Raw genomic sequence first — 24,669 nt, 5'->3', positions numbered from 1 at the left:
AATTAAATCTAATAATTATTATACTCTTGCCATCTAAAGCTGATATTCCACCTTTAGCCACATATATTTATAATACAATAATTAGTTTAAAATTAAAACAAATTATGGTTACAAAATAAAAAAAGCTTGTCATGAAAAAGTTTTCATAACAAGCTTTTATTTTATATTATTATGCTTTAGAATATACTTAAATCTAACTCATCTGATAAACCTTTAAGCACATGAGCTCCACCTATAGAATTACCTTTTTCATCTAATGATGGTCCATAAACACCTATGCCCATTCTTCTTGGTACAGATGCCATTATTCCACCACCAACTCCTGATTTAGCTGGTATTCCTATATGAACAGCAAAGTTTCCTGATGCATCATACATTCCACAAGTTACCATTATAGTTTTTACTATTCTACTTACTTCTCTGGAAACTACCCTTTCTCCACTCCAAGGTATTACTCCATCATTAGAAAGCATAGCTCCTATCCTAGCTATATCTCTACAATTACCTTCTATAGAGCATTGTCTAAAATAAAGATCTAAAATCTCTTCAACATTTCCATCTATTATCCCGTTACTTTTCATGAAATATGCTAAAGCTCTATTTCTATTTCCAGTTTCTTTTTCTGATAAATAAACTTGTTCATTGTAATTAATCTCAGGATTTCCTGTTATTTTTCTTGTAAATTCTAAAAGTCTTTCTGATTTTTCTTCTTGATTATCTCCACCAATTAAAGCAGTTGTTGCAATTGCCCCTGCATTTATCATAGGATTAAACGGTTTATCTGGACTTTTAACCTCAAGGTTAACTATTGAATTAAAACTATCTCCTGTTGGTTCCATACCAACCTTTTCAAATACATTTCTTTTACCATTATCAAGCAATGCAAGCATTAAGCTTATTACTTTAGAAATACTTTGTATTGTAAACTTTTTCTCAAAGTCTCCAGCACCATATTCCTTTCCATCTAACCCCACAACACATATTCCTAGATCTGATGGATTTGTCTTTGAAAGTTCAGGTATGTAAGATGCAACTTTACCTTCACTTACGTGTATTCTATTATTTTCTACAAGACTTTCCAATAAGTTTTTCATTTGAAATACCACCTATTCGTAAAATATAGTTTCCCCACTTTCATTATAAATGTTGTTAAGATTTTTTAAAAGATATTATTTAAATTTTCTCACATTTATTTTAAATAGTTAACTTAGATGGGATCTTTGATTTGTTATTTTCTTTCATGTGGCTTATTTACTTTGTATAATCACCATCCTTTTTCCAATTTAATCTTAGTTAGTTTATCTACTTGCTCTTCATTTAATTTTTTTGTATTTCCAAGAATTTTAGTATACATAGTTATCCTTGATACCATCTCCAAATTCTCCATTTTATAATATGCGCTTAGTACATCTTTTCCTAAAGTTAAAGCTCCATGATTAGATAATAATAGTACATTGCTATCCATTACCTCTTTTTCAACTGAAATAGAAACCTCTGAAGTTGAAGGCGTCCCATAAGAACAATATCCTATTTTGCCCAAACTAAATATAGCTTCTGGTAATATAACATCTTCATCTAATTTTAAAGTTGTTGCTGCAAAAGCTGTTGATGCTGGTGGATGTGCGTGTACTATTGCATTTACATCTTCTCTATTTTTATATACAGCTAAATGCATTTTTATTTCTGATGTAACTTCTAAATCCCCACTTAATTTATTTCCCTCTAAATCACATTTTATTAGTTGTTCTTCTTTTAGATATCCCTTATTTATTCCTGTAGGTGTTATTAAAATACTATTTTTATCTACTCTTGCACTTATATTCCCATCATTAGAAGCTATAAAAAATCTTTCATTAAGCCTTTTACCTACCTCTAATATATCTTTTCTAATATTACTCTCTAAACTCATTAAATATCCCCACCTTTATTAAGTATTTGTTTTAAGTTTTTATCATAAGGTGGATAGACAATTCCTTTTTCCGTTACTATTGCCGTTATATTTTCATAAGGTGTAACATCAAAAGCCGGGTTGTAAACCTTGACATTTTTAGGTACCGTACAAATTCCAAACCTACATGTAACCTCTTTAATATCTCTCTCCTCTATAGGAATACTTGCTCCATCTAATGTATTTAAATCTATACTTGGAGTTGGAGCTGCAATATACATTGGTATTTTAAAATATTTTGCTAATATAGATACTCCTAAAGTTCCTATTTTATTTGCAGTGTCTCCATTTGCAGCTATTCTATCACATCCAACAATAACAGCCTGCACTTTATTTTGTGACATAACCATAGCTGCCATATTATCTGTTATAGTTGTAACATCAATGTCTGCAATGGATAATTCTAAAGCTGTAAGAGTTGAACCTTGAAGTCTTGGTCTTGTTTCATCTGAATATATTTTAAGATTCCATCCTTTTTCTTTTGCTAAATACATTGGTGATGTTGCAGTTCCATATTTTGAAGTTGCAAGTTGTCCCGCATTGCAATGTGTTAGTATGCCCATATCATCATGTAATAAAGATAAGAGATTTTCTCCAATTTTTCTACAAATCTCTATATCTTCTTCATGAATTAATCTTGCCTCCTTTTTTATATCTTTTTTAATTTTCTTCATATCTTTACATATATTTGTTTTATCCAATATCCTCTTTGTTGACCAAGAAAGATTAACAGCTGTAGGCCTACTAGAATTTAAATAATTTTTATATTGGTTCATTTTCTCAATGAAATCATTATAACTTTCTAAGTTAGTATTTTTAGCGCCAAAGTACATTCCATATGCAGCAACCACGCCAATAGCTGGCGCCCCTCTAACAACCATATCTTTTATAGATTGAAAAACTCCTTCCACTGTATCATATTCTATATACTCAATTTCATTTGGAAGCTTTCTCTGATCTAAAAGTATTAATTTTTCTCTTTTATCCTCCCAATTAATAGCTAATAACTCTGCCATAACAATCCTCCCTTTAATCTTTACACTTGATAACATTCTTTTAAGAAGTTGTATATAAGCACTTGTTAAGCTTGTCAATTATAAATTGAAAATTATGACAACCCCTTTTCTGATTTAAACATAAAGTCTATAAGTTGCCATTTGTCAATATAATGAATCTTGTCACTTTCAAAATAAATTCTTCTAGACTTTAGCTGAAATAATTAATGTATTTCATTTAATCAAACTCTTAATATGAGAATCACTTTATAAATAAAATTTAACTTTTTATAAAATCTCTATTAAAGTTGTTAGGTCTTCTATTACTAAAAAATCTTCTCTTTTAGTAATAAGTTTTTGTCCAATATTTAATGCTCTTCTCTCAGCCTTAGCCTTATCTTTAAGATTAGATATCCTATCTAAATCTGGAACATGTGCCATTCCTACAACTCGTCTAATAATTTCACAGCCGCAAAAACCTATAGTTTCACTAAAAAGAGATTTCATATAACAATCATAATATCCTTTAGATTTTGTAGTTATTTCACAGGATTTCCCCCAAAGACCACTAAAAGTTTTCTCAAAAGAATTCCATATCTCTTCAATACTCTTTAATAGATATTCTCTAAAATCATTCACCTGTTCTTCTGAATATATATATATCCCTTCCCATGAAACATAATTTAATATGAAGTTTGCAAATAAAAGGCCTATATCATATCCATAAGGCCCATAGAATGCAAATTCTGAATCAAAAACTTTTATCGCATTTTCATCTATAAAGATTGATCCTGTATGAAGATCTCCATGTATAAGCGCTTCATGTTTTGTCATAAATATATTTTTTAATTTAGCAGTTTCTAAAAGTACTTTTTCATCCTTCCAGATTTCTTTTACATTATCTATAATCTCAGGATTAATATCATTAGACTCGCTCTCCCTGTATGGATCTGTTAAAACTAATCTCTCTGTAATATCACATAATTCAGGATTATTAAACAGTTGAGACTTATTTTTCTTATCTCTAGCCTCTAATCCAATATCCGATGTATAATATAAATTTTTGCCTAAAAATTCTCCAATAAATTTCGGAAAATTAGGATATGTTTTCATTTTCATATATGCATTCCTTAAGGTATCCATATGTCCTAAATCCTCAGCAATAAATAAAGCTTTATCTTTAGATGAATAATATACTTTAGGCACCATATTACAACATGCCCTATCTTGCTCTTTCATAGCTTCAGCCTCAATTCTATTTCTATCAAGAGGCAGTTTCCACCCCTCACCAGCTATTTTCAAATAAGGTAATGCTTGTTTTGCAATGAAAGATTTTTTTGTATCCTCATCTTTAATTCTAAATACATAATTTAAATTTCCATCTCCTATTTCCTTTGCTATAAGTTTTGAAGATTCTTGGAAAATTCCTATATCCAGTGATTTTATATAATCTACAATTAATTTTTCATCCATAATATTATAAATTTCCATAAACTAGTCTCCTTTTCTAAAAATTATCCTATATTATAAATATATAAGTTTCTCCTCTTAACATGCTTAAATCTAAAATAAAAATTGGTATAGAACCTTAATTAAATATGAACCTTTCTCAATTTTTTATAATTAAGAATTCATATTAAATTAATATAAGTTCTATACCAAAATATTATTTTACCTTAACGTCTGCATCCACATCTGAAATCATTCTCGTCATTACAACTACATCTGAAATCATTCTCGTCATCACAGTCATCAAAGTCAAAATCAAAATCAACCATACGACAATTCACATTTTTATTTTCCTCATGTGATTCCTCTTCAAATTCTAAATTAACTCTTTGACAAGAAATATTATTATTATTAAAGGTTGTCCTTCCTCTTCCACAAGAGTTGTTTCTACATCTGTTACCTGAGCGGTTGTTAAATTGATTACACATTTTTATATTCCCCCTTAAAGCAATTGTTTACTTATATAAATAATTTATGCTAATGTGTTAAAATTTGCTCTACAGTATTTTACAGAATTCCCTTTTTTCATTACTTATCTCAGGAAAAATTTTATTAGCTAATGGAACTGTATAATATCCTACTATTCCTCCTAATGTATTTATTATTAAATCATCTACATCAAACAATCTATATGCAAAATTATACATTCCAAAATTTCCAGTAAGTTGAGTTACCTCAAAGAATAATGAAACTATAAAAGTTATTACTATTATTGTTTTTAATTCTCTTTTAAAATAATATGTGATAAAGAATCCCAAAGGTGCCATAAGCATTAAATTAAAAATAATTTGAAGTATTGCTTTGTTTTTAAAGATAGCTTGTACAATACTAAAATTTTTATCTATCATAATATTAAACTCTTTTCCTATATCCATTAATGCTGTAAATGGAACTAACTGAGGCTTTATTGCTTCTTTAGGTATATAATTGTACGATGGTAAAGGTAAAATAACTAAACAAAATGCACTAACTATATAAAAAACAAATGATATTAATACAATTGTCTTAAGTCTATTTATATATCCATATTTTTTATATTGATATACTGAAAATGGTCCCATGAGTAGTAAAATAATTATAGGTGCTATACTAAAAGCTGTTTTTATTGGAATAATATAATTGTTTATCATAAACTACTTCAACTCCTTATATAAAATTTAAATATTATTTTTTCTTTATTCTGCGATACAGTTGTTTTTAATTCAATTTTTTATTGCAGATACTAGATTTTTTAAGTTCTTAGTATACTTATATAATATAAAATTTAATAGAAGGCAGCCATTTTTATAGCTTACATTTAGTTATATTATCCTTTCAATAATGTAACATATCCCATTATTTAGGGTTGAAAACTTAATTTAACTAATGTTAAATTAAATTATATTTATTATTTTGAAACATAATTTTATATTGTTTTACATTTAAACATTATTTTCTAAAATCCAATTCAATATATGAGTCATATTTTTCAAAAAAAATATAACAGTTATTATGAATTTATGAAAGATGGAGGAATTAAATATTGAAAATTTTAGTAGCAGATGATGATGAAAGAATAACTAGACTTCTTAAAGATTTTTTAAATCATGAAAACTATGAAGTAGAAATTGCCAATGACGGTGAGGAAGCACTTAGTTTATTTAAACTTTATGATTTTGATTTAGTTGTGCTTGATGTTATGATGCCGATTTATGATGGTTGGGTTGTTTGTAAAGAAATACGTAAAACTTCAAATATACCAGTAATAATATTAACAGCAAAGGACAGTGATTTAGATGAGCTTTTTGGATTTGAAATAGGTGCTGATGACTATGTATCAAAGCCATTTAATATTGTTCTTCTAATAGCTAGAATCAAAAGACTTCTTAAAGATAAAAATTTAAAATCAGATACTAATATTTTAAATTTTAATAATATAGAAATTGATTTAGAAAAGCATACTGTAAAAATAGATAATACTATCATTGAGCTTAATCCTAAAGAGTACGATCTTTTGGTGTATTTTATTAAAAATATTGGAAAAGTAACTTCGCGAGAAACTCTTTTAAGAATTATATGGGGAGAATCATACTTTGGTTATACAAGAACTGTTGACACTCATATTAATAGATTAAGAAATAAACTTGGCAATTATTCAAGTTATCTAAAGACTATTAGAAGCTTTGGATATAAGTTTGGGGAGTAATTATGAAATCAATTAAGAAAAAATTATTTTTAGGTATAACCTTTATTATAAGCATATTCATCTTTGGTATTTTATCATTTTCCTTTTTATTCAAGCCATATTTTCTTAACTCAAAAATCAGTGAATTATATGATGTAATTTCATCAATTGATACTTTTTTATCATCAAATGCTCTTGATGATAATATCCAACATATTAATGATTTATGTGATAAATATAATTTGCAAATTCAAATTATAGATAAGAAAAAAGGAAAATCACTATATGGATCTCATGGTGGTTCAAAAAACTCTCAATCTATGAATTCAAATAGATTTCAACTTATAAAAACTTTAAGTATAAATGATAATGTAATTCAATCCATTATTTTAGATAAATCTACTGGTGTTGAATTTTTAAGTGCAGAAAAAGTTGAGAATTCATTAGGATATACTATAAATATAAAAACACCTATTTCTGCCATTGATGATAGTCTACATAAAGCTGTTATTTTGCTCTCTGTAATTCTAATACCAATAACCATACTATCCTTAATTGCGACTTCTATTTTCGCAAAAAACTTCACTAATCCAATTATCCTTATTACAGATAAGGCATCAAAAATAGAAAACTTGGATTTTGGAAGTTCTATAAATATAGATTCTAAGGATGAAATAGGCGTATTAGCTAATACAATTAATAACTTATCAAAAAAAATAGAAAAAACTTTAAGTGAACTAACTTATAAGAATACTAAGCTTGAAGAATACATTAAAAAAGAGAAGAAAAATGAAGTTTTAAGAAAAGAATTTGTAGGTAGCGTATCTCATGAATTAAAAACTCCAATAACAGTTATATCAGGATATGTTCAAGCATTGGATAGTGGAATATTAAAAACACCTGAGGATAGGTCATATTATCTTAGTGTTATTCAGGATGAAATTGAAAGAATGAATATTATTGTCAGTGATGTATTAGATCTATATAAACTTGAATCTAATACATTTAAGATAGCCCTAAAAGTTGTGGATATTGATATACTTCTTAATAAAATTCTTTCAAAATTGAACTTCAAGTTTAAAGATTTAAATATAAATCTTAAAACTAATATTGAAAAAACAAAAGTTATTGGAGATTCTGTAAGACTTGAGCAAGCTATAACAAATTATATAAATAATGCTCTATGTCATGTAGATGATAATAAGGAAATAGTAATAAAAGCTATTAACCATGAGAATAAAGTTATTGTAAGCGTATTTAACAGTGGCGAAAATATATCACCTAAGGATACTGATAAAATATGGATGGGATTTGTTAGATTAGACAAAGTGAGAAATTATAAAGAAAAACGTGTCGGGCTAGGGTTAGCTATAGTTAAAGAGATAATTAAACTTCATAATGGAGAAAAAGGAGTAATAAATACTTCTAAAGGAGTTGAGTTTTGGCTAAGTTTAAATAGTTATAGTGATGTTTAATGTTAAACAAATATGATATGTTTGTGACCTTATTGTTACATTTCTATATTAATATTAATCTATAAGGTTATTATAAATTTTCAACATATGTTTACTAACTAAATCAAAGAAAATTTAAAATGCCAAAAATTCAAATGAACTTTAGGAGGATTAATTATGAAAAAATCAATTATAACATTAGGTCTTGTAGGGGTGTTAACTCTTGGTTTAAGTGCTTCAGCATTTGCTAGTGATGCTTCAACACCTCAATCAACTTGTAAATTTAATGAAAATAGAATCACTTGTGTAGAAAAATTAATGAATGAAGGTAAAACTTTTGAAGAAGCTAAGACTAAAGCATTAGAAAACAGATACTCAAAAATTGATGCTGCTGTTGAAAAAGGTAAAATAACAGCTGAAAAAGCTACAGAATTAAAGAATGAAACAAAAGAAAAATTTGATGCTTGTACTTCTGTTGAAGAATTTAAAGAACTACATGAGCAATTTAATTTAAACAAAGAATTAAATGGTAATAAAAAGGGCAACAAAAATGGTAATGGTAAACACTCAGGAAAAGGTAATGGTACAGGAAGCTGTAAATTAAACGAAACAGAAAATCTAGAAGCTTTTACTAATTAACTAATTAATTAAAATTTAACAATAAATTTCTTTGGTTAAAAAGAATTGTTTAGTTAAAACTATAATTACAAATTATACACTCTATATTAGGCATATGAAAATAAATATATAGTCTTTAACTATTTAATTTAAATTAGGAGAAATTATGAAAAACTTAGCTAACTTAAATGAAATTAAAACCGCTGTAACTTCCCCCACAATTACTCTTTTATATTTCTATGGGGATAATTGTGGTGTATGTACAGTAATCAAAGATATTCTTGAAAAAGAACTAAACAAATTTCCTAAATTAAACGCATATAAAATATATGCAGAAGATAATATGGAAGCTTTTACATCACACAATATTTTCACATTACCAGTTGTACTAGTTTATATAAATGGAACAGAATACTTAAGAGAAGCCAGAAATATAAGCACAAGAGACTTATTAGCTTCTATTGATAGACTATATAACTTATATTATGAAAATTAAATTCTTATATAAAATTTTAGAGAGTATATAACCTTTTATTTAAAGTTATATACTCTCTAATTCTTTAATTTAAATTAACTTATACTTTATTAATTATTTGAAATCTCATTAGAAATGTTAGGAAATAGTATATTGTTTTCAAGGTGTATATGCTGGAACATATCTTTTTCTAACTCTTTTAATTTTGTATAAGTCAATTTAAAAGTTCTACAAGCATCTTGAGGCACAGTATAATGATCTGTTATCTCTCTTAACTCTTTTATTATATCTCCTGCCCCTTCATGTTCCTGTTCTAAATCATTAATGTTCTTTAATAAGTTTTCTGCATTTTTCTTACTTTTATTTTCCACGTACTTTTTTATAGCTGGAAATATAAATTCCTCTTCTTTTATTAAATGTTCTTCAAGCTCTATTCTTAAAGTATTAAAAAGTTTATGAACTTCAAATAGCTCTTCATGGTTTTTTCCATGCACTTTTAATATTTTTAGTATAAGCTCACTAATCTTAGGTAATTCCTCATTTAAATATAGATGATGTTTACCTACTACATAATCTATAAGTTTACTTGGTTCCTCTTTAACCCAATCTACAAATTCTTGATTTTGTTTCTTAAATTCTACATACTTGTTATTTAACATATTTATTATTTCATCTTCATTAAGGTTTTGTTCCTTTATAGCCTCTATTAAAGGCCTGTTTCCTCCACAACAAAAATCTATTTTATAATCTAAAAATAAATTACTTGCTCCTGGAAAAGTTGCAACAACTTGTCCTATTTTATCTTCTGATTTAAACTTATTCATAATGTTCATCCTCCTATGGATATTTATAAAATTTATTATTTAATGATCATGTGATCTATAATGTAAGTATACGGATTTTTAATTTATTATTATGTGATTTAAAGCACATAATAATAAATTTATGAAAGCAAGTTATAGAGTTACATAATAACTGTTGCCCTTGTAGACATAGATACTGTGCAAAGGAACAGGGAAACAAGATAACCCATATAGGCATGTCCATATTAAATTAATATATTTAATATCGCGTGACTATATGGGCTATAAACATTTAATATATATTATAATTCTTACTTTTAATTGTTAAATAATACCAATTAGCTTTTGCGCTAAATTAAATATAGGCGGAGCTATAACCACAGTCATAAGTCCTGCAACTCCAATAGAAAGAGAACTCATAGCACCCACCTTCTCTCCCATCTCAAAAGCTCTAGATGTTCCCACTGCATGAGATGCTGTTCCAATAGAAACACCTGCTGCCACTTCATTTTTTATGTTTAATATCTTACATACTGTAGGTCCTATAATAGAACCAGTTATCCCAGTTACTACTATTGCCACTATTGTAATAGAACTTATTCCTCCTAAAGAATTTGAAACCTCAATACCTATAGGTGTTGTAACTGATTTAGGAATAAGTGAAATAAGTAACTCCTGGCTAAGTCCCCATGCAAAACTCATAGCTATTACACAAGTAACAGAAACTACACATCCTATAAAAATTCCAATTAATATAGGCCATAAGTTTTTCTTAAGTGCTTCTAATTGCTTATACAAAGGCACTGCCAATACGACAGTTGCAGGCCCTAAAAATGCATTTATAAATTTTGCACCTTCATTATAAGTCTTATACTCTATTTTAAATACACATAATGTACCTATTACTAATGCAATTGCTACTAGCAATGGATTAAACAATGGAAATTTAGTCTTTTTGCTTATAAGTATGCCTATTTCAAAAGCTAACAATGTTAGCATAAGTGGAAATAAAATATTATTTAAAATTGATTCCATTTTTATGCCCCCTATTTCTTCTTATTAATAAGCATTTGTACAGTTTTTCCTGTTACTCCCATAACTATAAAAGTTGAAACTACACAAATTACCAAAAGTTTTATTATATTTCCTTGCAATAAGTCCAATGCCGCCAATAATCCTACCCCTGCTGGTACAAAGAAAAAGGCTAAATGATCTAAAAAGAACTTTGCTACTGTTTCTATTGCCTCTAACTTCATAAGCTTTGTTGAGAGTAGAACAAGTAATATAATCATTCCTAAAATATTTCCTGGAATAAACGTGATAACATATTTTGAAAGAACTTCTCCTATAAAATAAATTAAGATTATTATAAACATCTCTCTTAAAAGCTTCATTTTATCCCTCCTGTCTTTTCATCAACCTCTATCTTAGTATTTTCAGATAAATTTTTAATACAAACTAATCTTTTCATACCATCCCCCCAATAATTTAAACCTTTACATTTTGATATTGGTCTTACCACTTATTATTTGAGTTTATCACCATTTCCATTATAATTCTACAATAGTTTTAAATTTAACAAACCTATTATCTCTTATTATGTTGATAAAAATATATATTATCATACTAATTAACTTGAAATCCTCGAAACAATTCTACTATTCTTAAAATTTCGATATTATTTTATCAATTATATAAAAAACCTTTTATACCTAAAAAAAGTGTGCAAAATAACTTTTAATTATTGTTGCACACCAACATCTTCTGTATTTTATTTTTAACAACTGTTTTTTAAATGTGCCTTATAACCATCTATTAAATTTCTTAACATATATATTCTTTACTATTTGTGTTAACATACAATAAGATAATAGAATGCCTATAAGCCATGGAAAATATGATAAGGGTAATGCCTGTAATCCAACAGAGTTACCAAAGGATGTAAACGGAACCCAAACTCCTAATATCATTATAATACCTGTTAATAACAACACAGGATTTGTTGCTCTACTTTGGATAAATGGAATCTTTTTAGTTCTAATCATATGTACAATAAGTGTTTGAGATAAAAGACCCTCAATAAACCAACCTGATTGGAATAATGATTGCATTTCTTGGGTATTTGCTTTAAATATAAACCACATTACTAAATAGGTTATTATATCAAATATAGAACTTATTGGCCCAATAAAAACCATAAATTTTACAATATCATCTGCATTCCATTTTCTTGGTTCCCTTAGATATTCTTTATCCATTGTATCCCATGGAATAGAAATTTGAGATATATCATAAAACAAATTTTGTATCAAAAGTTGAATAGGTAGCATAGGCAAAAATGGTAAGAATGCACTGGCAATCAATACACTAAATACATTACCAAAATTTGAACTAGCAGTCATCTTTATATATTTTATAATATTTCCAAAAACCTTTCTCCCCTCTATAACTCCCTCTTCAAGTACCATTAAATTCTTTTCAAGCAAAATTATATCTGCTGACTCTTTTGCAATATCTACAGCTGTATCAACAGAAATTCCAACATCTGATTGGCGTAAAGCAGCAGAATCATTGATTCCATCTCCCATATAACCCACAGTATGGCCTTTATCTTGAAGTATCTTTATGATTCTTGATTTTTGAAGTGGAGAAAGTTTAGCAAATACATTTGTACCCTCAACTAGTTTTGATAACTCTTCATCACTTATGTTTTCAACTTCATTACCAAGAAGTACATTACTAACTTTTAAACCAACTTCATTACATATTTTTATTGTTACAGCATCATTATCTCCAGTTAGTATTTTTACTTCTACACCATTATTATTAAGTGCTTTAATTGCCTCTAATGCTGATTCCTTTGGTGGATCTAAGAATCCTATATAGCCCATAAGAACCATATGACTTTCATCTGACACACTAAAGTTGTTTTCATCTGGTATATTATTTTTTTGTGCAACTGCAATAACTCTCATACCCTCGTCATTTAATTTTTTTACCATATCAAGAGCTTTATTTTTTATATTTTCACTAAGTTCCACAACATCTCCATTACATTCTGCATGTGTACAAATTGAAAGCATTTCCTCTACGGCACCCTTTGTTACGAGCTGTCTTTTTCCTTCATTATTTTTTAACACTACTGACATTCTTCTTCTTGCAAAATCAAAAGGAATCTCATCTACTTTGTCATAATTTTTTTCAAGTTCATTAAATCCATTGTCTTTTCCATGCTCTAATATTGCAAAATCCATTAAATTACGAAGTCCTGTCTGATAAAAACTATTTAAATAAGCGTGTCTTAATACTCTTAAATCCTCTTCTCCACGTATATTTAAATGCTTTTCAACAATTATTTTATCAAGAGTTAAAGTCCCTGTTTTGTCAGTGCACAAAACATCCATTGCGCCAAAGTTTTGTATAGCATCAAGTTTTTTAACTACAGTCTTATGCTTTGCCATAACAACAGCACCTTTTGCAAGATTACTCGTTACAATCATTGGAAGCATTTCTGGAGTAAGCCCTACTGCTATTGATATTGCAAAAAGTAGTGCTTCTATCCAATCTCCCTTTGTAATGCCATTTACTACAAATACTATAGGCACCATAATAACCATGAATTTTATAAGTAACATGCTTACACTGTTTACTCCCTTTTCAAAACTTGTCTCGTTTTTGATTCCTGCTAGTATTGATGCCATTGAGCCAAAATATGTATCATTACCTGTAGCAACAACCACAGCAGTAGCACTTCCACTTATAATATTAGTACCTAGTAAACATATATTATCAAGTTCAGCAACAGTTAAATCTTTATTTGCTTTTCTTAAGGTTGAATACTTCTCTACTGGTTCTGATTCTCCTGTTAAAGAGGATTGACTAACAAATAAATCCTTACTTGTTATTACCCTTACATCAGCTGGTATCATATCTCCTGCTGCAAGATATACTATATCACCAATAACAATTTCAGACATATTCATTTCATTGATTCCTGATTCTTTCCTTGATACAGCAGCAGTTGTTCTTACCAATGCTTTTAGTTCTTCAGCGGCCTTACCTGATTTAAATTCTTGAAAAAACTTTAAAAGCCCACTTATAGTTACCATTATACCCACAACAAGAACAGTGCTAAAGCTTCTCTCCTCTGGAGCAGCAATAATAACATCAGTTATTAAAGATACTCCTGCAAGAACCAATAAAACTAAAATAAAAGGATTAATAAATGATTGAAATAATTGTATATACCATGGTGTTGGCTTCTCGTGAGTCACTTGATTTAACCCATATATTTCAACTCTATTATCTACTTTATCCATTGTTAATCCATTACTATCAGTGTTTAACTCTTTATATACCATCTCCAAATCCATCTTGCTAAAATCATAGAGTCTATTTGAAACTTCTTTTGCTGCATTTTCAGCATTAACCTTTCTTTTCTTAATCATAATTCACACCACCAATTTAGTCATATTAAATACTATTTAAAACATTACAATATATAAATTCTATTATTATCATTCCTCAACTTGAAAAAAATATGTTTTTTGTTTTATCTTACTTTATTTTTAATTACAAAGATTTCAAATCAGTTCTTTGTGATTCTTGATAAAGCTTATTATATTTTTCTATAACTAGTTTATTATCTATAATATTTTTAAATAGTTATTTCATTGGAAGTTCATTGACACATTAATTCCCAAAATGTTAACATGTATACGTTAATAATAAACTTATTTTGTTATTAATAAATATTATTTTAACAATGGGGGATTTTCAGATGAAAAAACTATTATCATTAACAGCCTTTATCTTTTTATCATTGTCAGTAGTATTTACTGGATGTTCTAAAGAAGAAAGCAAAACTTCTACTAGCAGTACTGAACAAAAAGAATTTAAATATTATACTGCTGAAGAAACTAAAAAAGCTATAGAGGAAAAGAAAGATATTATTCTATTAGATATTCAAGTTGAGGACGAGTTTAAAGCACATCACCTAAACGGAGTTATTCCTACATATGCTTATCCAGTTAAGTCAGATGAGGATAAAGCTAAACTTGAAAAGGTACTTCCAGATCTTAAAAAATCTACATCACCTATAATAATTGTTTGCCCTGGTGGTGCTGGTGGTGCTGAAAGAACTTTTGCTTATTTATCAGAAAAAGGCATAGATAAGGATCGTCTATACATATTAGAAAAAGGACAAAAAGGCTGGCCTTATGAAGACCTTCTTGAAAAATAAAAAACAACTTATTTAAACATGAAAATAGAAATTCATAAAAGTGTGCGGGTATAAGCAACACAAGCTAGCTGATTACATAAAGTATTGTAAGGTATAAAAAACATTGATAGCTAAATTCCAATAACTTGCTTCGCTTCGAACAAATTGGAATCCTTAACGCCATCAATGTTTTTTTATAACAAGAATGATTAATATTCGCCAGATAGTTTTGCAATTTTTATTTATACTATATCTTTCTACTACCGTCATTATTAAAAACTTTTTTCAAGTGTACTTCATTAGTAATAATCATAAGAACAGCACATATTAAAAGTATTATTTTTTCATAACCATAACTAATATTTAATTGACTTAAAACAAATTGTAAAGGAATAAAAATAAAGCCTAATATAATAAAAGTATTGGCTGAATATTTATGTGACTCGTTCCATGTATCTTGATTTTTCATTGATAATAGAGTTCTATACCCAAATATAGAATTGATTTTTTTTGGCGGAAAAGCCTTAAATATAAAACCAATGATTATAAATATTATTCCTAAAATAATTATCATATTTGCCTCCTAATGTATAAATTTGGATTAATTATAGCATACCTTAAACCCATAGCAAATTTCAACATTAATTTAAAACATAGCCTAAAATATATACATCGATATTTTTTTATAATAAGAATATTAACTATGGAAGTTTAAAGAACTTCTTAATTGGGATATAATAAGCTTATGATAGTTATAGTAAGGAAGTGATGATATGGAACAAAAAGTCATCGATTTAAAGAGAGATGATTATAATAAGCTGATAGAATGGAAAAATAATCACAATAATAAAGTACTATTAGTAGAAGGAGCTACACAAGTAGGAAAAACTTATTTGGCAAAAAAATTTACAAGTGAAAACTATAGTAATGTAATTTATATTAATTTACTAGAAGAAAGTGGAGAAGACTTACTAGCAATTCACGATGTAATAAGGGAAGAACTAATATAAAGAGACGTCAAAGATATTTTTTAGCTGATATAGGAATGGCAAATTATATTATGAACAAATCTAACATATTAACATCGGAATCTAATGGTTTGGTAAATGAAACTTTTGTATATCATTGTTTAACAGAAAAAATATCAACAGTTTATGGAGATGGAGAATTAGATTTTGTTTATAGGAATAGAGAAAATGTTTCTGTCTATGGAATAGAAGTTAAGGCTGGAAAAAACGTTGGTAAAACTATAACTAAATCATTAACAAATGGAAAAATAAATTTTGCAATTTACCTTAAAGGCTTAACAGAAGGTGGAATTCATAATAAGATTTACACAACTCCCATATATTTATTCCCTAAATTTAATTTTGAAAGTATATGTATTAAGTAAACAATATTGAATGTGCCTAGCCTATTATTCTCCAAACTATACCACAGTATTAATATGACGACTATATCAAAATCTCTATAATTAATATATAAAAAGTCCAGTATTTAGGACCTTTTTACTAAGTACTGGACTTAATTCTTATATATATCTTAAAATCCTTAAACTCAAATACCCCTTTCCTTGATTTAGCATATTGTTATCCTACAAATGAAACTAACTATTATACTCCAAATAAATCGAATATACTCTCGTCATCAATAACTCTCTTACTTTTCTTATCTGCATTCTTAATCATATTTTCCATTTTTTCTTCCATTGATTTTTTAAGAATATCTTGAAAGTCAATTTCTCTAAGTTTAAAAAATAATATTGGATCATCATCTAGTCTTGCCCCTGCTGCAACATGCTTACCTATGTCCCTAGATTAACTCATATATCTTATTTTACATTTAAAGTGTAAATATCTTTTTTCCCTACAACAATAATTAATACTTTCTTTAAATCCTCTTTTCCAATTTCTTCTTGAACCAACTTACTTTCTCCATATGACTTAAGTTGTTTTAATCCTTCTTCTTTTACTTTTTCTAGAGTATTTTTTTCACTTTCTTTTATATATTTTAATTCTATAATCCACTGGAATTTAGTTATATCTTTAAATTGAATCTTTCTTTTAAGCATTATATCTACATAACCCTTATTGTTTTCATCTTCACTTTTTATAAAATAAGTGCTATCTACCCCTAAAAGAGTAAGAATTATCATCTTTATATTTTTTTCATCCATTTTTATTAAATCTCTATTAGATAAATCCCCTAATACATGATTTACAAGTTCTACTAATGGCTGTATATTTCCGTTTATTCTCATTTCATTAACAGCTATTCTTACGTTTTGTATTTGAATATTATAGTCCTCATTTAGCTTTTGGAAATATTGCTCCCAATATATAGTTCTTATTACGTAGTTTGGTATTTTAAGTACAGTTCCAATAGGACCCTGCTCTTTTATAGTTAACATTCCAAGATAAAACAATAATGATTTAAAATTTTCTTTTACACTATACATAGTATGGATATTAAATCTATCTACTAACATAGTAGAGGTTTCTCCTTTAGTCATTATCTCCTCTAAAGCTTCTCTATCATTAAAATTATAAGCTAACTGATTAACTTTTCCATAGTCTGTTTTTACATTATTATCTATCATTTCTTTAGGATAACGATTATACACTGAATAATTATTAAGAAAATACATAGACATATCTGGATTAAAAACAGTGTTGCTGTCTTCATTAAATTTATATCCGTTATAATATTGAGTCATATCAGTACATATCTTTTCTCTAAGTTCTTTATCTTTTATTTTCACCTCATCCATAATAGAGTAAAGTTCATCTTTTGTGAAACCCATCATAGCATTTAAATTTTGGTCTAAGGTATAATTCATAGTGATATTAAAGCCACTAGTTAAATCATCTAGCATTATAGGACTTACCCCTGTCATAAATATTCTATTAAAATTATCCCCTGTTGCATCTTTCATAGCTTTATAAAAAACTTTAACAAATCCTTCTCCATGAAGTATACTGCTATAGGTACTTTGTTTTCCTCCTGTAATCAACTCATTAGCAAAATTATCATATTCATCTATTAAAACAAATACTTGCTTATTGTTAATTTTACTAAGCATACTTATATGAGCTACCACCATTTCTGCACTCATATCTTCAAATGGTAATTTTTTTTCTCCTAACAAATCCCCATATTTATATAGAAATTCTCTAGCTGCTGATGCAACCTTAAAATTAAAACTTTTTCTAAGCTCTTTTTCCCCATTTCCTGCATCAATACCTGCAAAGCTTATTTTCCAAATAAGAAATTTATTTTTTTCTTCAGTGGGATTTTTACCTATATATAAATCTCCAAACAATTCTTCAAATTTATTCTTTTTATTTATATCATAGTAATTTTCTAACATAGATATAAATAAACTTTTCCCAAACCTTCTAGGCCTTATAAAAAAATTATAAGGAGCATATCTATCTAATAATTCTATATAAGAAGTCTTATCTACATAAAGATAATTTTTTTCTCTCAAAACTTCAAAGTTAGAAATCCCGTAGGGTATTCTTTTCATTTAATCTCACTCCTAACTTAATTATACTTATTCTCTAAACCTTTAAATTATATATTTACTTTAATATATAATTTCTTTAGGCACATTAAAGAAAATAACAAGTCAAAGATGCCATGTATATTTTCTGTCAGACAAGTAAGTGATATTAGTTCATAGCATAGACTATGGGCTAATATCGCTGACGAAGTATGGCACAAAATATACTAGCATACTGACTGTTATTTTTTTAATGTGCCTTATATCTAATAGTATATCCTATATTTTATATATTTTAAATAAAACACTAAAAACAAACAGGATAAACTAATAAAAGTTTATCCTGTGCTAACTACCCTAGAACTACCTTTGGTAAATTTTTATGAACATAAATATCATTAAATAAGCCATGTCCACCTATATGATCCCAATGTACATGTGTTGTAACTACTGTTACTGGCAAATTTGTCAACTTATCAACTTCATTTTTAATATTTCCTATACCTAAACCTGTATCAATTAAAAGAGCAGATGTTTTTCCTATTAGTAAATATGAATGTACTTTTTCCCAATGTCCATATTCACTTATTGCATAAGTTTCGTCATCAATCTTCTCAATTGTAAACCAATCATCCATATTAAAATCCCCTTTATGAAATTCTACAATAAACTTCTATATCATTTCCTTCAGTATCCTTAAATTCTAATACTAAGTTATCATTTATCTTTGTTAACGGGAAAACTAGTTTAGCATTCAGTATTTCTAACCTATTAATTAATTTATTAATATCATTGACTTCAAAACTTGGTAAACAATTATCTCCCCAATTTACTTGTTCTTGCATCTTACTATTATTAAATAGGCAAAATCTAAAACCATTAATATTAAAAACACTAAATACTTCATCTCTTTTTTCAACAGATTGTTCAAGTAACTTTTCATAAAAATCAATTGCTCTATTCATGTCTTTCACACAAATATATAATGAATTCAACTTAAAATTCAATCCCATATTAATCAACCTTTCAAAACTATTTTATCACTTTCATTATTTCCTTCTCATTACCACCTCATTAAGCAAAACTGGTTGAATTTGTGGATATGTTAAATTTTCTGGCATATGCTCAAATAACTGAACCTCTCCAATTTCTAAATCGGGTAATTCTCCCAATTCATCAATTTCTGCATAATATACTCTTCCATAACTTTTATTGTTACTTTCTTTTTCTAAAGAGTAATCACATAAGTAGTCACATATAGGCTTTATTTCAAATTTTACTGCTCCTGTTTCTTCTTTTAATTCTCTTGCTGCAGTATCATTAATATCTTCCCCTAATTCTCTATGTCCTCCAGGGATTTCCCAAGTTTCTCTTTCTTTATGCCTAACATATACGAATTTACCATTAAACTTTGATACTATAACGGCAAATTTTAATTCATTATCATTCACTCTTCCTAAATCACATATTTTAGTTTCCATATAGATCCTCCATTTATTAAACCTAAAATAAATTTTTCTGCCCATGATGTTGTGTTATATAAGTATATTTAATTTTAAAGTTAATAGTTCCCACTCTTTACTTTTTTCCTCATGTATAATTTCAGTTTCATTCCCATTTAGTGGATTAATTTTATGTTTGTTCTTCAATATTCACCACCCCTATTTTGATTTATTTATAAGTTTATCTTTAGAACAATAAAAACATTGTTTTTTCCCCTAGTGATTTCATTTTCATTTTTGAGTTCATTACATTTTTTATTTACCTGTTGTTTAGGATTAATGTCTAAAATTTCTTATAAACAATCACCACGATAATATTCATTTCCAGATTTTCTTATAAATCCTAAAATTATATCCTTATTTCTCATTTATACCTCTCCCAATCCTCTTTCCACTCTAAGTACGGTTTTTTTTATCATAATAATAAGATTTAATCCATGAATAAGTTTTCTCATTATTTTCGCACCATTTAATAAATGTAATCTTTTCATTTTCACTTTTATACTTAAACCAACTCTTATATAGATCCTTATAGTATTTCATATCTTCTAAAATAAACTTTATACTATCTATTTTATTCTTATATTTATCCAATAATAGGTTTAACTTTTCTAATAAAAATTTCACTTCTTTATCCTCTATTAAAATATACTCTGGTAAATGGTGACTTCCAAACCATAATCTATCCATATATACTTTTACTAATAAAATAACAGTTTTAATGTCACTGGGATCTATGTTATTTGCACGTGTAAGTATATCTTCTGAATTATAATATTCTATATTATATATGTTCCTATAATTACAGCAACTATATAACTGTAATTGATATATCCACCTTAAATATGGCATCTCGTCATTTTCAACAGCATCAACAATTATAGGTAATATTATCTTCTCTACTATTGGCTGCTGAAAATCTTTAATATTTTCCTTTTCAAATCTTTCATTACAAAGATACTCCACAAATTTTCGCTTATCATCTTTACTCTTTGATTCCAAATACTCAATTAATTTATTCAACTTTATATTTGCAATTTTCTTTAAGCCTATATTTCTAGTTTCTGCGTAATCATTCCAAAGACTTGTTATTTCTACATCCGAATACTCTATTAAATTCATAATTTATCTCTCCCAAACTTGTTTCCAAGTCATATCTTTCACATCATTTTTATTAGACTTTCTTACACTCTCCAAACTATTTTAGTCACAAGCACCAAATTTAATAAAGTGTAGTTGTGCTTGTCTTAAAGAAGTAGTGTTTGCTCCCCCTTCATAATCTGGATCATTAAACTGAACAATATGATCTTCCCAAAAGCATGTCTCACAAATATCATATATTGAATTATCCTCTAAAGTTTTATATCCACAACAAGGGCATGGTTTCATATAACTCACCTTCTTTATTAAGACTCTTTTTTGATTATTATTTATTAATCATAATAATATTGGTTTATATGACAATGCTTTATCTACTATCTCTTTTGGTGATAAATTATCCTGATCACAATAAATATAATCAGCTATTTCAGGACACCCTCTTTCTTTTTCAAGAATCTCTATCCAATTATCAATTTCCTCTTCATTGCCATAAACATTACAAATTTTTGTTACTAATTCTTCTTTACTCAATTTTCTATCCATAATTCTCATCCTTATTTTCTAATGATGCCACTTATTTTTCTCTATATTATTAAACAAAAATAATTCCTTTGATACCAAAGTATTACAACACCATTGCTACTAATCCCACCACAAGGAATATACTCTATAACCTTCTCCAAGTTTTGGTGCAACTTTAGGGTGTTCATACATATACCCTTCCGAAACATCACTTATTTCAAGTTCCTTTACACAGTTTATTACTTCATCTTCTTCTGCATCTGTAAGTATATATACTCTTTCCGAAAATGGTCATATGTTATCCCCTTCATCATATTCCATTATTTCTACCAAAACATCTTGCACGTTTGGCTTATTTCTTATTTGCTTTAATATAGAATAAAACTCTTCTATTCCTGGATGATTTAATAGATTACATACTATTGATCCTATATCATTGTTCTCTTCAAAAAATAGTTCTAATGTGACTACAGGTAATGAATCCCCCATTTCCTCTTCTTGCTCATAAATATTTTTTAATAAATACTCTTTCATTGTTTAAGTCCTCCTATCATAAATTACAATAAAAACTAATTTACGAAAAAATACTTATAAGAAATATATTTCTTTCATACCTGAAACAACGGAAACATATTTAGACACTCATTTAAAATTTTTACCCACGCATTCCACTCTACCTCCTTTAGTTCGCCAGATATTTGTAATCCAGATGATTCAACAGATGCCCACAAGTAGGATTCTGATTCACCTTCTATTCCATACCAATTAGGAAAACTAGTATCTATTCTATAAGGCAGTGAATTATAAACATGTCCAAGTTTGTTCCATAAATCATCATTAAATTTATGAAAATCTAAGCAATAAATTCTATCAATAAACACTCTTCCCTTTTCATCTGCTTTTATAATACTATTATCATAATAATTTCTAACCACGAAAATCCCTCTCTTATATATAATTAAGCAATTATATTATTACTTGTTATATAAAATGGAATCTATGAAATAGACACTTAAAAAAGACTATTTTAATAGGTTCTTTTTTTGTACAATAAAATAAGTATAAATATAGTTAGAATGTAAAAAGAATGAGTAAGAAATTATTTTCAGATGAAGAAATTAAAAGTCTATCAAAAAATAAATATGTTAAATCTGTAAGTATGCGTGGAATTACATATACAGATGAATTTAAAATATTGTTTATCGCTGAGCGTAGCAAAGGAAAACTACCTATTCATATTTTTCAAGACGCAGGATTTGATGTCGAAGTTATTGGAAATAATAGAATCTGGTGTGCCAGCAAACGATGGCGTAGTAGTTATAATGAGTCCGGAGAACTGGGGTTAAGAGACGCTAGAAAATTAAATAGTGGGCGTCCACTTAAACGTGAACTGACCGTTGAAGAAATAATAGCAAAAAAGGATGCAGAAATTGCTTATTGGAAAGCGGAGGCAGAACTATTAAAAAAATCGAGCTGCAAGAAAGGCAGGTGAAAAATAGTAACTTAAGTTGAATATTAATATTTAAGATCATACAAGATATAATTTCAAAATATAGCTATAAAAATATGGTCTCTCATTTATGTGAAATAGCCAAAGTATCTAGATCTGGGTATTACAATTATTTAAAATCAAGTAACAAATGTAGTTATAAGGAAAAAAGAGATTTAGAATTGAAGCACATTATACTTCAAGCATTTAATCATAGAGGTTATAAGAAAGGCTCCCGTTCAATAAAGATGGTTTTAGAACACGAATTTAATTGTACAATAAATCGAAAGTGTATACAACGAATTATGAGAAAATATAAAATTGTATGTCCAATTAGAAAAGCTAATCCTTATCGTAGAATGATGAAAGCAACTCGTGAACATACCGTTGTACCTAATATCTTAAATAGAAAATTCAAACAAGATTTGGTCGGAAAAGTTTTATTAACTGATATAACTTATTTGACATATGGAGCATCAAATAGAGCGTATCTATCAACTATTAAAGATGCTTCTACAAATGAAATTCTTTCATATCAACTTTCAGACAGTCTTACATTAGATATAGCTACTGAAACTATTAAAAAATTGATGAAAAATCATAAAAAATTGCTAAATAAAGATGTTTTTATTCATTCAGATCAAGGTGTTCATTACACTAGTCCACGTTTCCAAAAGCTTCTTAAAAAATATAAAATAGGACAATCAATGTCTAGGCGTGGAAATTGTTGGGATAATGCTCCACAGGAATCCTTCTTTGGTCATATGAAAGATGAAATAGATTTTAAAGGTTGTACAACCTTTGCAGAATTAGAAGCAACAATCGACAATTATATGAATTACTATAATAATTATAGATATCAGTGTGGACTTAAAAAGCTAGCCCCTGTACAATACAGGAACCAGCTTTTAGCTGCCTAGCCTTTTTCAAAATGTCCTTTACATAGGTACCATTTTAATATAAAAAAAGCTGTAATAACAGCTTTTTATTTTTTTAAAGTTTTTTGATATATATATGAATTTAATATAAAGCTAGTAAATGTCATAGCACAATTTACTGCTAACTGAGCATGAGAGAATGTAAGTAGGTTTGTGTAAAAACAAATCTACTTTTATTTTTTTGTATGTGTAACTGGTATTTATGGTAATAATATCTATAAGAATATTTTTAAGGAGCGTAAAAAATGAGAGAAATTCAAGTACTAGATATAAATTTAAAGGATGAATTAGCAAAGTGCAGAGATATGAATGACATTATTGGGAAAAATGGATTAATGCACAGACTATTTGGAGGAATTATTGAACAGTTTCTAGATGTTGAGATGGATGAACATCTTCAACGTGAAAGATATGTAAGATCTCAA

The 24,669-nt window shown here is 27.6% G+C and carries 27 protein-coding genes and 3 pseudogenes; 9 read left to right on the top strand and 21 right to left on the bottom strand.

What is annotated here, in order from left to right; all coding sequences use genetic code 11:
* Positions 1-176: 176 nt before the first annotated feature.
* From glsA to BM119_RS14250, 6 genes are all read right to left on the bottom strand, one after another.
* Positions 177-1,094, bottom strand: a complete 918-nt coding sequence (gene glsA, locus BM119_RS14275) for a glutaminase A (protein ID WP_090042418.1) — start codon at positions 1,092-1,094, stop codon at positions 177-179.
* Between the two features lie 170 nt (positions 1,095-1,264).
* Positions 1,265-1,909 (bottom strand): class II aldolase/adducin family protein, encoded by a 645-nt coding sequence (locus BM119_RS14270; RefSeq protein ID WP_090042417.1) that lies wholly within the window; start codon positions 1,907-1,909, stop codon positions 1,265-1,267.
* A complete protein-coding gene (gene mtnA, locus BM119_RS14265; protein WP_090042416.1) occupies positions 1,909-2,964 on the bottom strand; it encodes an S-methyl-5-thioribose-1-phosphate isomerase in 1,056 nt (351 codons plus the stop codon). The genes BM119_RS14270 and mtnA overlap by 1 nt, the downstream gene beginning before the upstream one ends.
* A 267-nt stretch (positions 2,965-3,231) precedes the next feature.
* Positions 3,232-4,434 (bottom strand): S-methyl-5-thioribose kinase, encoded by a 1,203-nt coding sequence (gene mtnK, locus BM119_RS14260; protein WP_090042415.1) that lies wholly within the window; start codon positions 4,432-4,434, stop codon positions 3,232-3,234.
* Between the two features lie 185 nt (positions 4,435-4,619).
* Positions 4,620-4,880 (bottom strand): hypothetical protein, encoded by a 261-nt coding sequence (locus BM119_RS14255; protein WP_090042414.1) that lies wholly within the window; start codon positions 4,878-4,880, stop codon positions 4,620-4,622.
* Positions 4,881-4,949: 69 nt separating this feature from the next.
* Complete coding sequence (locus BM119_RS14250) at positions 4,950-5,582, bottom strand: VanZ family protein (RefSeq protein ID WP_090042413.1); 633 nt, start codon at positions 5,580-5,582, stop codon at positions 4,950-4,952.
* Positions 5,583-5,974: 392 nt separating this feature from the next.
* Here BM119_RS14250 and BM119_RS14245 point away from each other — a divergent pair, with 392 nt between their 5' ends.
* The 4 genes from BM119_RS14245 to BM119_RS14230 all read left to right on the top strand — a co-directional run bounded on the left by BM119_RS14245 (position 5,975) and on the right by BM119_RS14230 (position 9,184).
* Positions 5,975-6,637, top strand: coding sequence for a response regulator transcription factor (locus tag BM119_RS14245; RefSeq protein WP_090042412.1), 663 nt, complete (start codon positions 5,975-5,977; stop codon positions 6,635-6,637).
* Positions 6,638-6,639: 2 nt separating this feature from the next.
* Positions 6,640-8,091, top strand: coding sequence for a sensor histidine kinase (locus BM119_RS14240; protein WP_090042411.1), 1,452 nt, complete (start codon positions 6,640-6,642; stop codon positions 8,089-8,091).
* Positions 8,092-8,247: 156 nt separating this feature from the next.
* Positions 8,248-8,709: a hypothetical protein gene (locus BM119_RS14235; protein ID WP_090042410.1), complete on the top strand. Its 462-nt coding sequence runs from the start codon at positions 8,248-8,250 to the stop codon at positions 8,707-8,709.
* A 145-nt stretch (positions 8,710-8,854) separates the two neighbouring features.
* Positions 8,855-9,184: a thioredoxin family protein gene (locus tag BM119_RS14230; RefSeq protein WP_090042409.1), complete on the top strand. Its 330-nt coding sequence runs from the start codon at positions 8,855-8,857 to the stop codon at positions 9,182-9,184.
* Positions 9,185-9,273: 89 nt separating this feature from the next.
* Here the strand turns inward: BM119_RS14230 and ric are convergent, their stop codons facing one another.
* The 5 genes from ric to mgtA all read right to left on the bottom strand — a co-directional run bounded on the left by ric (position 9,274) and on the right by mgtA (position 14,414).
* Positions 9,274-9,987: an iron-sulfur cluster repair di-iron protein gene (gene ric, locus BM119_RS14225; protein WP_090042408.1), complete on the bottom strand. Its 714-nt coding sequence runs from the start codon at positions 9,985-9,987 to the stop codon at positions 9,274-9,276.
* 303 nt (positions 9,988-10,290) lie between these two features.
* The gene (locus BM119_RS14220) at positions 10,291-11,001 is read right to left on the bottom strand and encodes an LrgB family protein (protein WP_090042407.1); all 711 of its coding nucleotides are present in this window, start codon (positions 10,999-11,001) and stop codon (positions 10,291-10,293) included.
* A gap of 11 nt (positions 11,002-11,012) precedes the next feature.
* Entirely contained in the window at positions 11,013-11,360 is a 348-nt protein-coding gene (locus BM119_RS14215) for a CidA/LrgA family protein (protein WP_090042406.1), read from the bottom strand.
* Entirely contained in the window at positions 11,357-11,488 is a 132-nt protein-coding gene (locus tag BM119_RS20445) for a hypothetical protein (protein ID WP_278336800.1), read from the bottom strand. Before BM119_RS20445 ends, BM119_RS14215 begins: the two co-directional genes overlap by 4 nt.
* A gap of 280 nt (positions 11,489-11,768) precedes the next feature.
* Positions 11,769-14,414 (bottom strand): magnesium-translocating P-type ATPase, encoded by a 2,646-nt coding sequence (gene mgtA / locus BM119_RS14210; protein ID WP_090042405.1) that lies wholly within the window; start codon positions 14,412-14,414, stop codon positions 11,769-11,771.
* Positions 14,415-14,746: 332 nt separating this feature from the next.
* Between mgtA and BM119_RS14205 the strand changes: the two genes are divergently transcribed.
* The gene (locus BM119_RS14205) at positions 14,747-15,208 is read left to right on the top strand and encodes a rhodanese-like domain-containing protein (RefSeq protein WP_177199440.1); all 462 of its coding nucleotides are present in this window, start codon (positions 14,747-14,749) and stop codon (positions 15,206-15,208) included.
* Positions 15,209-15,434: 226 nt separating this feature from the next.
* Here BM119_RS14205 and BM119_RS14200 read toward each other — a convergent pair whose 3' ends face one another.
* Entirely contained in the window at positions 15,435-15,761 is a 327-nt protein-coding gene (locus tag BM119_RS14200; RefSeq protein WP_090042404.1) for an SdpI family protein, read from the bottom strand.
* 199 nt (positions 15,762-15,960) lie between these two features.
* On the opposite strand from BM119_RS14200, the gene BM119_RS20255 reads away from it, so the two are divergent.
* On the top strand, positions 15,961-16,197 hold the full coding sequence (locus BM119_RS20255) for an AAA family ATPase (protein ID WP_242948435.1): 237 nt from the start codon (positions 15,961-15,963) through the stop codon (positions 16,195-16,197).
* Complete coding sequence (locus BM119_RS20250; protein ID WP_242948437.1) at positions 16,194-16,580, top strand: ATP-binding protein; 387 nt, start codon at positions 16,194-16,196, stop codon at positions 16,578-16,580. The genes BM119_RS20255 and BM119_RS20250 overlap by 4 nt, the downstream gene beginning before the upstream one ends.
* 438 nt (positions 16,581-17,018) lie before the next feature.
* Here the strand turns inward: BM119_RS20250 and BM119_RS14185 are convergent, their stop codons facing one another.
* The 9 genes and pseudogenes from BM119_RS14185 to BM119_RS14145 form a co-directional block, all read right to left on the bottom strand.
* On the bottom strand, positions 17,019-18,716 hold the full coding sequence (locus tag BM119_RS14185) for an ATP-binding protein (protein ID WP_090042403.1): 1,698 nt from the start codon (positions 18,714-18,716) through the stop codon (positions 17,019-17,021).
* Between the two features lie 355 nt (positions 18,717-19,071).
* Positions 19,072-19,329, bottom strand: a pseudogene (locus tag BM119_RS14180) (MBL fold metallo-hydrolase); the annotation flags it as partial.
* Positions 19,330-19,342: 13 nt separating this feature from the next.
* A complete protein-coding gene (locus tag BM119_RS14175; RefSeq protein ID WP_090042401.1) occupies positions 19,343-19,705 on the bottom strand; it encodes a VOC family protein in 363 nt (120 codons plus the stop codon).
* A 36-nt stretch (positions 19,706-19,741) separates the two neighbouring features.
* Complete coding sequence (locus tag BM119_RS14170) at positions 19,742-20,173, bottom strand: NUDIX hydrolase (protein WP_090042400.1); 432 nt, start codon at positions 20,171-20,173, stop codon at positions 19,742-19,744.
* A gap of 417 nt (positions 20,174-20,590) precedes the next feature.
* On the bottom strand, positions 20,591-21,316 hold the full coding sequence (locus tag BM119_RS14165) for a hypothetical protein (RefSeq protein ID WP_090042399.1): 726 nt from the start codon (positions 21,314-21,316) through the stop codon (positions 20,591-20,593).
* 81 nt (positions 21,317-21,397) lie between these two features.
* Positions 21,398-21,583: a CPCC family cysteine-rich protein gene (locus BM119_RS14160; RefSeq protein ID WP_207647687.1), complete on the bottom strand. Its 186-nt coding sequence runs from the start codon at positions 21,581-21,583 to the stop codon at positions 21,398-21,400.
* Positions 21,584-21,631: 48 nt separating this feature from the next.
* Positions 21,632-21,838, bottom strand: a complete 207-nt coding sequence (locus BM119_RS14155; protein WP_090042398.1) for a hypothetical protein — start codon at positions 21,836-21,838, stop codon at positions 21,632-21,634.
* A 270-nt stretch (positions 21,839-22,108) separates the two neighbouring features.
* Entirely contained in the window at positions 22,109-22,351 is a 243-nt protein-coding gene (locus BM119_RS20130; protein ID WP_207647686.1) for a hypothetical protein, read from the bottom strand.
* A gap of 74 nt (positions 22,352-22,425) precedes the next feature.
* Positions 22,426-22,752 carry a hypothetical protein gene (locus BM119_RS14145; RefSeq protein WP_090042396.1) on the bottom strand — a complete coding sequence of 109 codons (327 nt, stop codon included), beginning with the start codon at positions 22,750-22,752 and terminating at the stop codon, positions 22,426-22,428.
* Positions 22,753-22,904: 152 nt separating this feature from the next.
* Between BM119_RS14145 and BM119_RS14140 the strand changes: the two are divergent.
* Positions 22,905-24,226 (top strand): annotated as a pseudogene (locus BM119_RS14140) (IS3 family transposase).
* 263 nt (positions 24,227-24,489) lie between these two features.
* A pseudogene (locus BM119_RS14135) lies at positions 24,490-24,669 on the top strand (IS256 family transposase); the annotation flags it as partial.

The sequence above is a fragment of the Clostridium frigidicarnis genome, assembly GCF_900111985.1.
In the GTDB taxonomy this organism is placed as follows: Bacteria; Bacillota; Clostridia; order Clostridiales; family Clostridiaceae; genus Clostridium_Z; species Clostridium_Z frigidicarnis.
Note: the sequence above shows the minus strand (reverse complement) of the source record. Positions and strands in the feature narration are given on the sequence as shown.

Bases quoted from the DNA above. Each gene is read 5' to 3' on its own strand.
- BM119_RS14160 (WP_207647687.1), bottom strand. From the start codon at position 21,583: ATGAAACCATGCCCTTGTTGTGGATATAAAACTTTAGAGGATAATTCA.
- BM119_RS14155 (WP_090042398.1), bottom strand. From the start codon at position 21,838: ATGGATAGAAAATTGAGTAAAGAAGAATTAGTAACAAAAATTTGTAAT.
- glsA (WP_090042418.1), bottom strand. From the start codon at position 1,094: ATGAAAAACTTATTGGAAAGTCTTGTAGAAAATAATAGAATACACGTA.
- BM119_RS14170 (WP_090042400.1), bottom strand. From the start codon at position 20,173: ATGGAAACTAAAATATGTGATTTAGGAAGAGTGAATGATAATGAATTA.
- BM119_RS14175 (WP_090042401.1), bottom strand. From the start codon at position 19,705: ATGGGATTGAATTTTAAGTTGAATTCATTATATATTTGTGTGAAAGAC.
- BM119_RS14270 (WP_090042417.1), bottom strand. From the start codon at position 1,909: ATGAGTTTAGAGAGTAATATTAGAAAAGATATATTAGAGGTAGGTAAA.
- BM119_RS14205 (WP_177199440.1), top strand. From the start codon at position 14,747: ATGAAAAAACTATTATCATTAACAGCCTTTATCTTTTTATCATTGTCA.
- mtnK (WP_090042415.1), bottom strand. From the start codon at position 4,434: ATGGAAATTTATAATATTATGGATGAAAAATTAATTGTAGATTATATA.
- mtnA (WP_090042416.1), bottom strand. From the start codon at position 2,964: ATGGCAGAGTTATTAGCTATTAATTGGGAGGATAAAAGAGAAAAATTA.
- BM119_RS14215 (WP_090042406.1), bottom strand. From the start codon at position 11,360: ATGAAGCTTTTAAGAGAGATGTTTATAATAATCTTAATTTATTTTATA.
- ric (WP_090042408.1), bottom strand. From the start codon at position 9,987: ATGAATAAGTTTAAATCAGAAGATAAAATAGGACAAGTTGTTGCAACT.
- BM119_RS14220 (WP_090042407.1), bottom strand. From the start codon at position 11,001: ATGGAATCAATTTTAAATAATATTTTATTTCCACTTATGCTAACATTG.
- BM119_RS14230 (WP_090042409.1), top strand. From the start codon at position 8,855: ATGAAAAACTTAGCTAACTTAAATGAAATTAAAACCGCTGTAACTTCC.
- mgtA (WP_090042405.1), bottom strand. From the start codon at position 14,414: ATGATTAAGAAAAGAAAGGTTAATGCTGAAAATGCAGCAAAAGAAGTT.
- BM119_RS14165 (WP_090042399.1), bottom strand. From the start codon at position 21,316: ATGAATTTAATAGAGTATTCGGATGTAGAAATAACAAGTCTTTGGAAT.
- BM119_RS20130 (WP_207647686.1), bottom strand. From the start codon at position 22,351: ATGAAAGAGTATTTATTAAAAAATATTTATGAGCAAGAAGAGGAAATG.
- BM119_RS20255 (WP_242948435.1), top strand. From the start codon at position 15,961: ATGGAACAAAAAGTCATCGATTTAAAGAGAGATGATTATAATAAGCTG.
- BM119_RS14185 (WP_090042403.1), bottom strand. From the start codon at position 18,716: ATGAAAAGAATACCCTACGGGATTTCTAACTTTGAAGTTTTGAGAGAA.
- BM119_RS14250 (WP_090042413.1), bottom strand. From the start codon at position 5,582: ATGATAAACAATTATATTATTCCAATAAAAACAGCTTTTAGTATAGCA.
- BM119_RS14240 (WP_090042411.1), top strand. From the start codon at position 6,640: ATGAAATCAATTAAGAAAAAATTATTTTTAGGTATAACCTTTATTATA.
- BM119_RS14255 (WP_090042414.1), bottom strand. From the start codon at position 4,880: ATGTGTAATCAATTTAACAACCGCTCAGGTAACAGATGTAGAAACAAC.
- BM119_RS14200 (WP_090042404.1), bottom strand. From the start codon at position 15,761: ATGATAATTATTTTAGGAATAATATTTATAATCATTGGTTTTATATTT.
- BM119_RS14235 (WP_090042410.1), top strand. From the start codon at position 8,248: ATGAAAAAATCAATTATAACATTAGGTCTTGTAGGGGTGTTAACTCTT.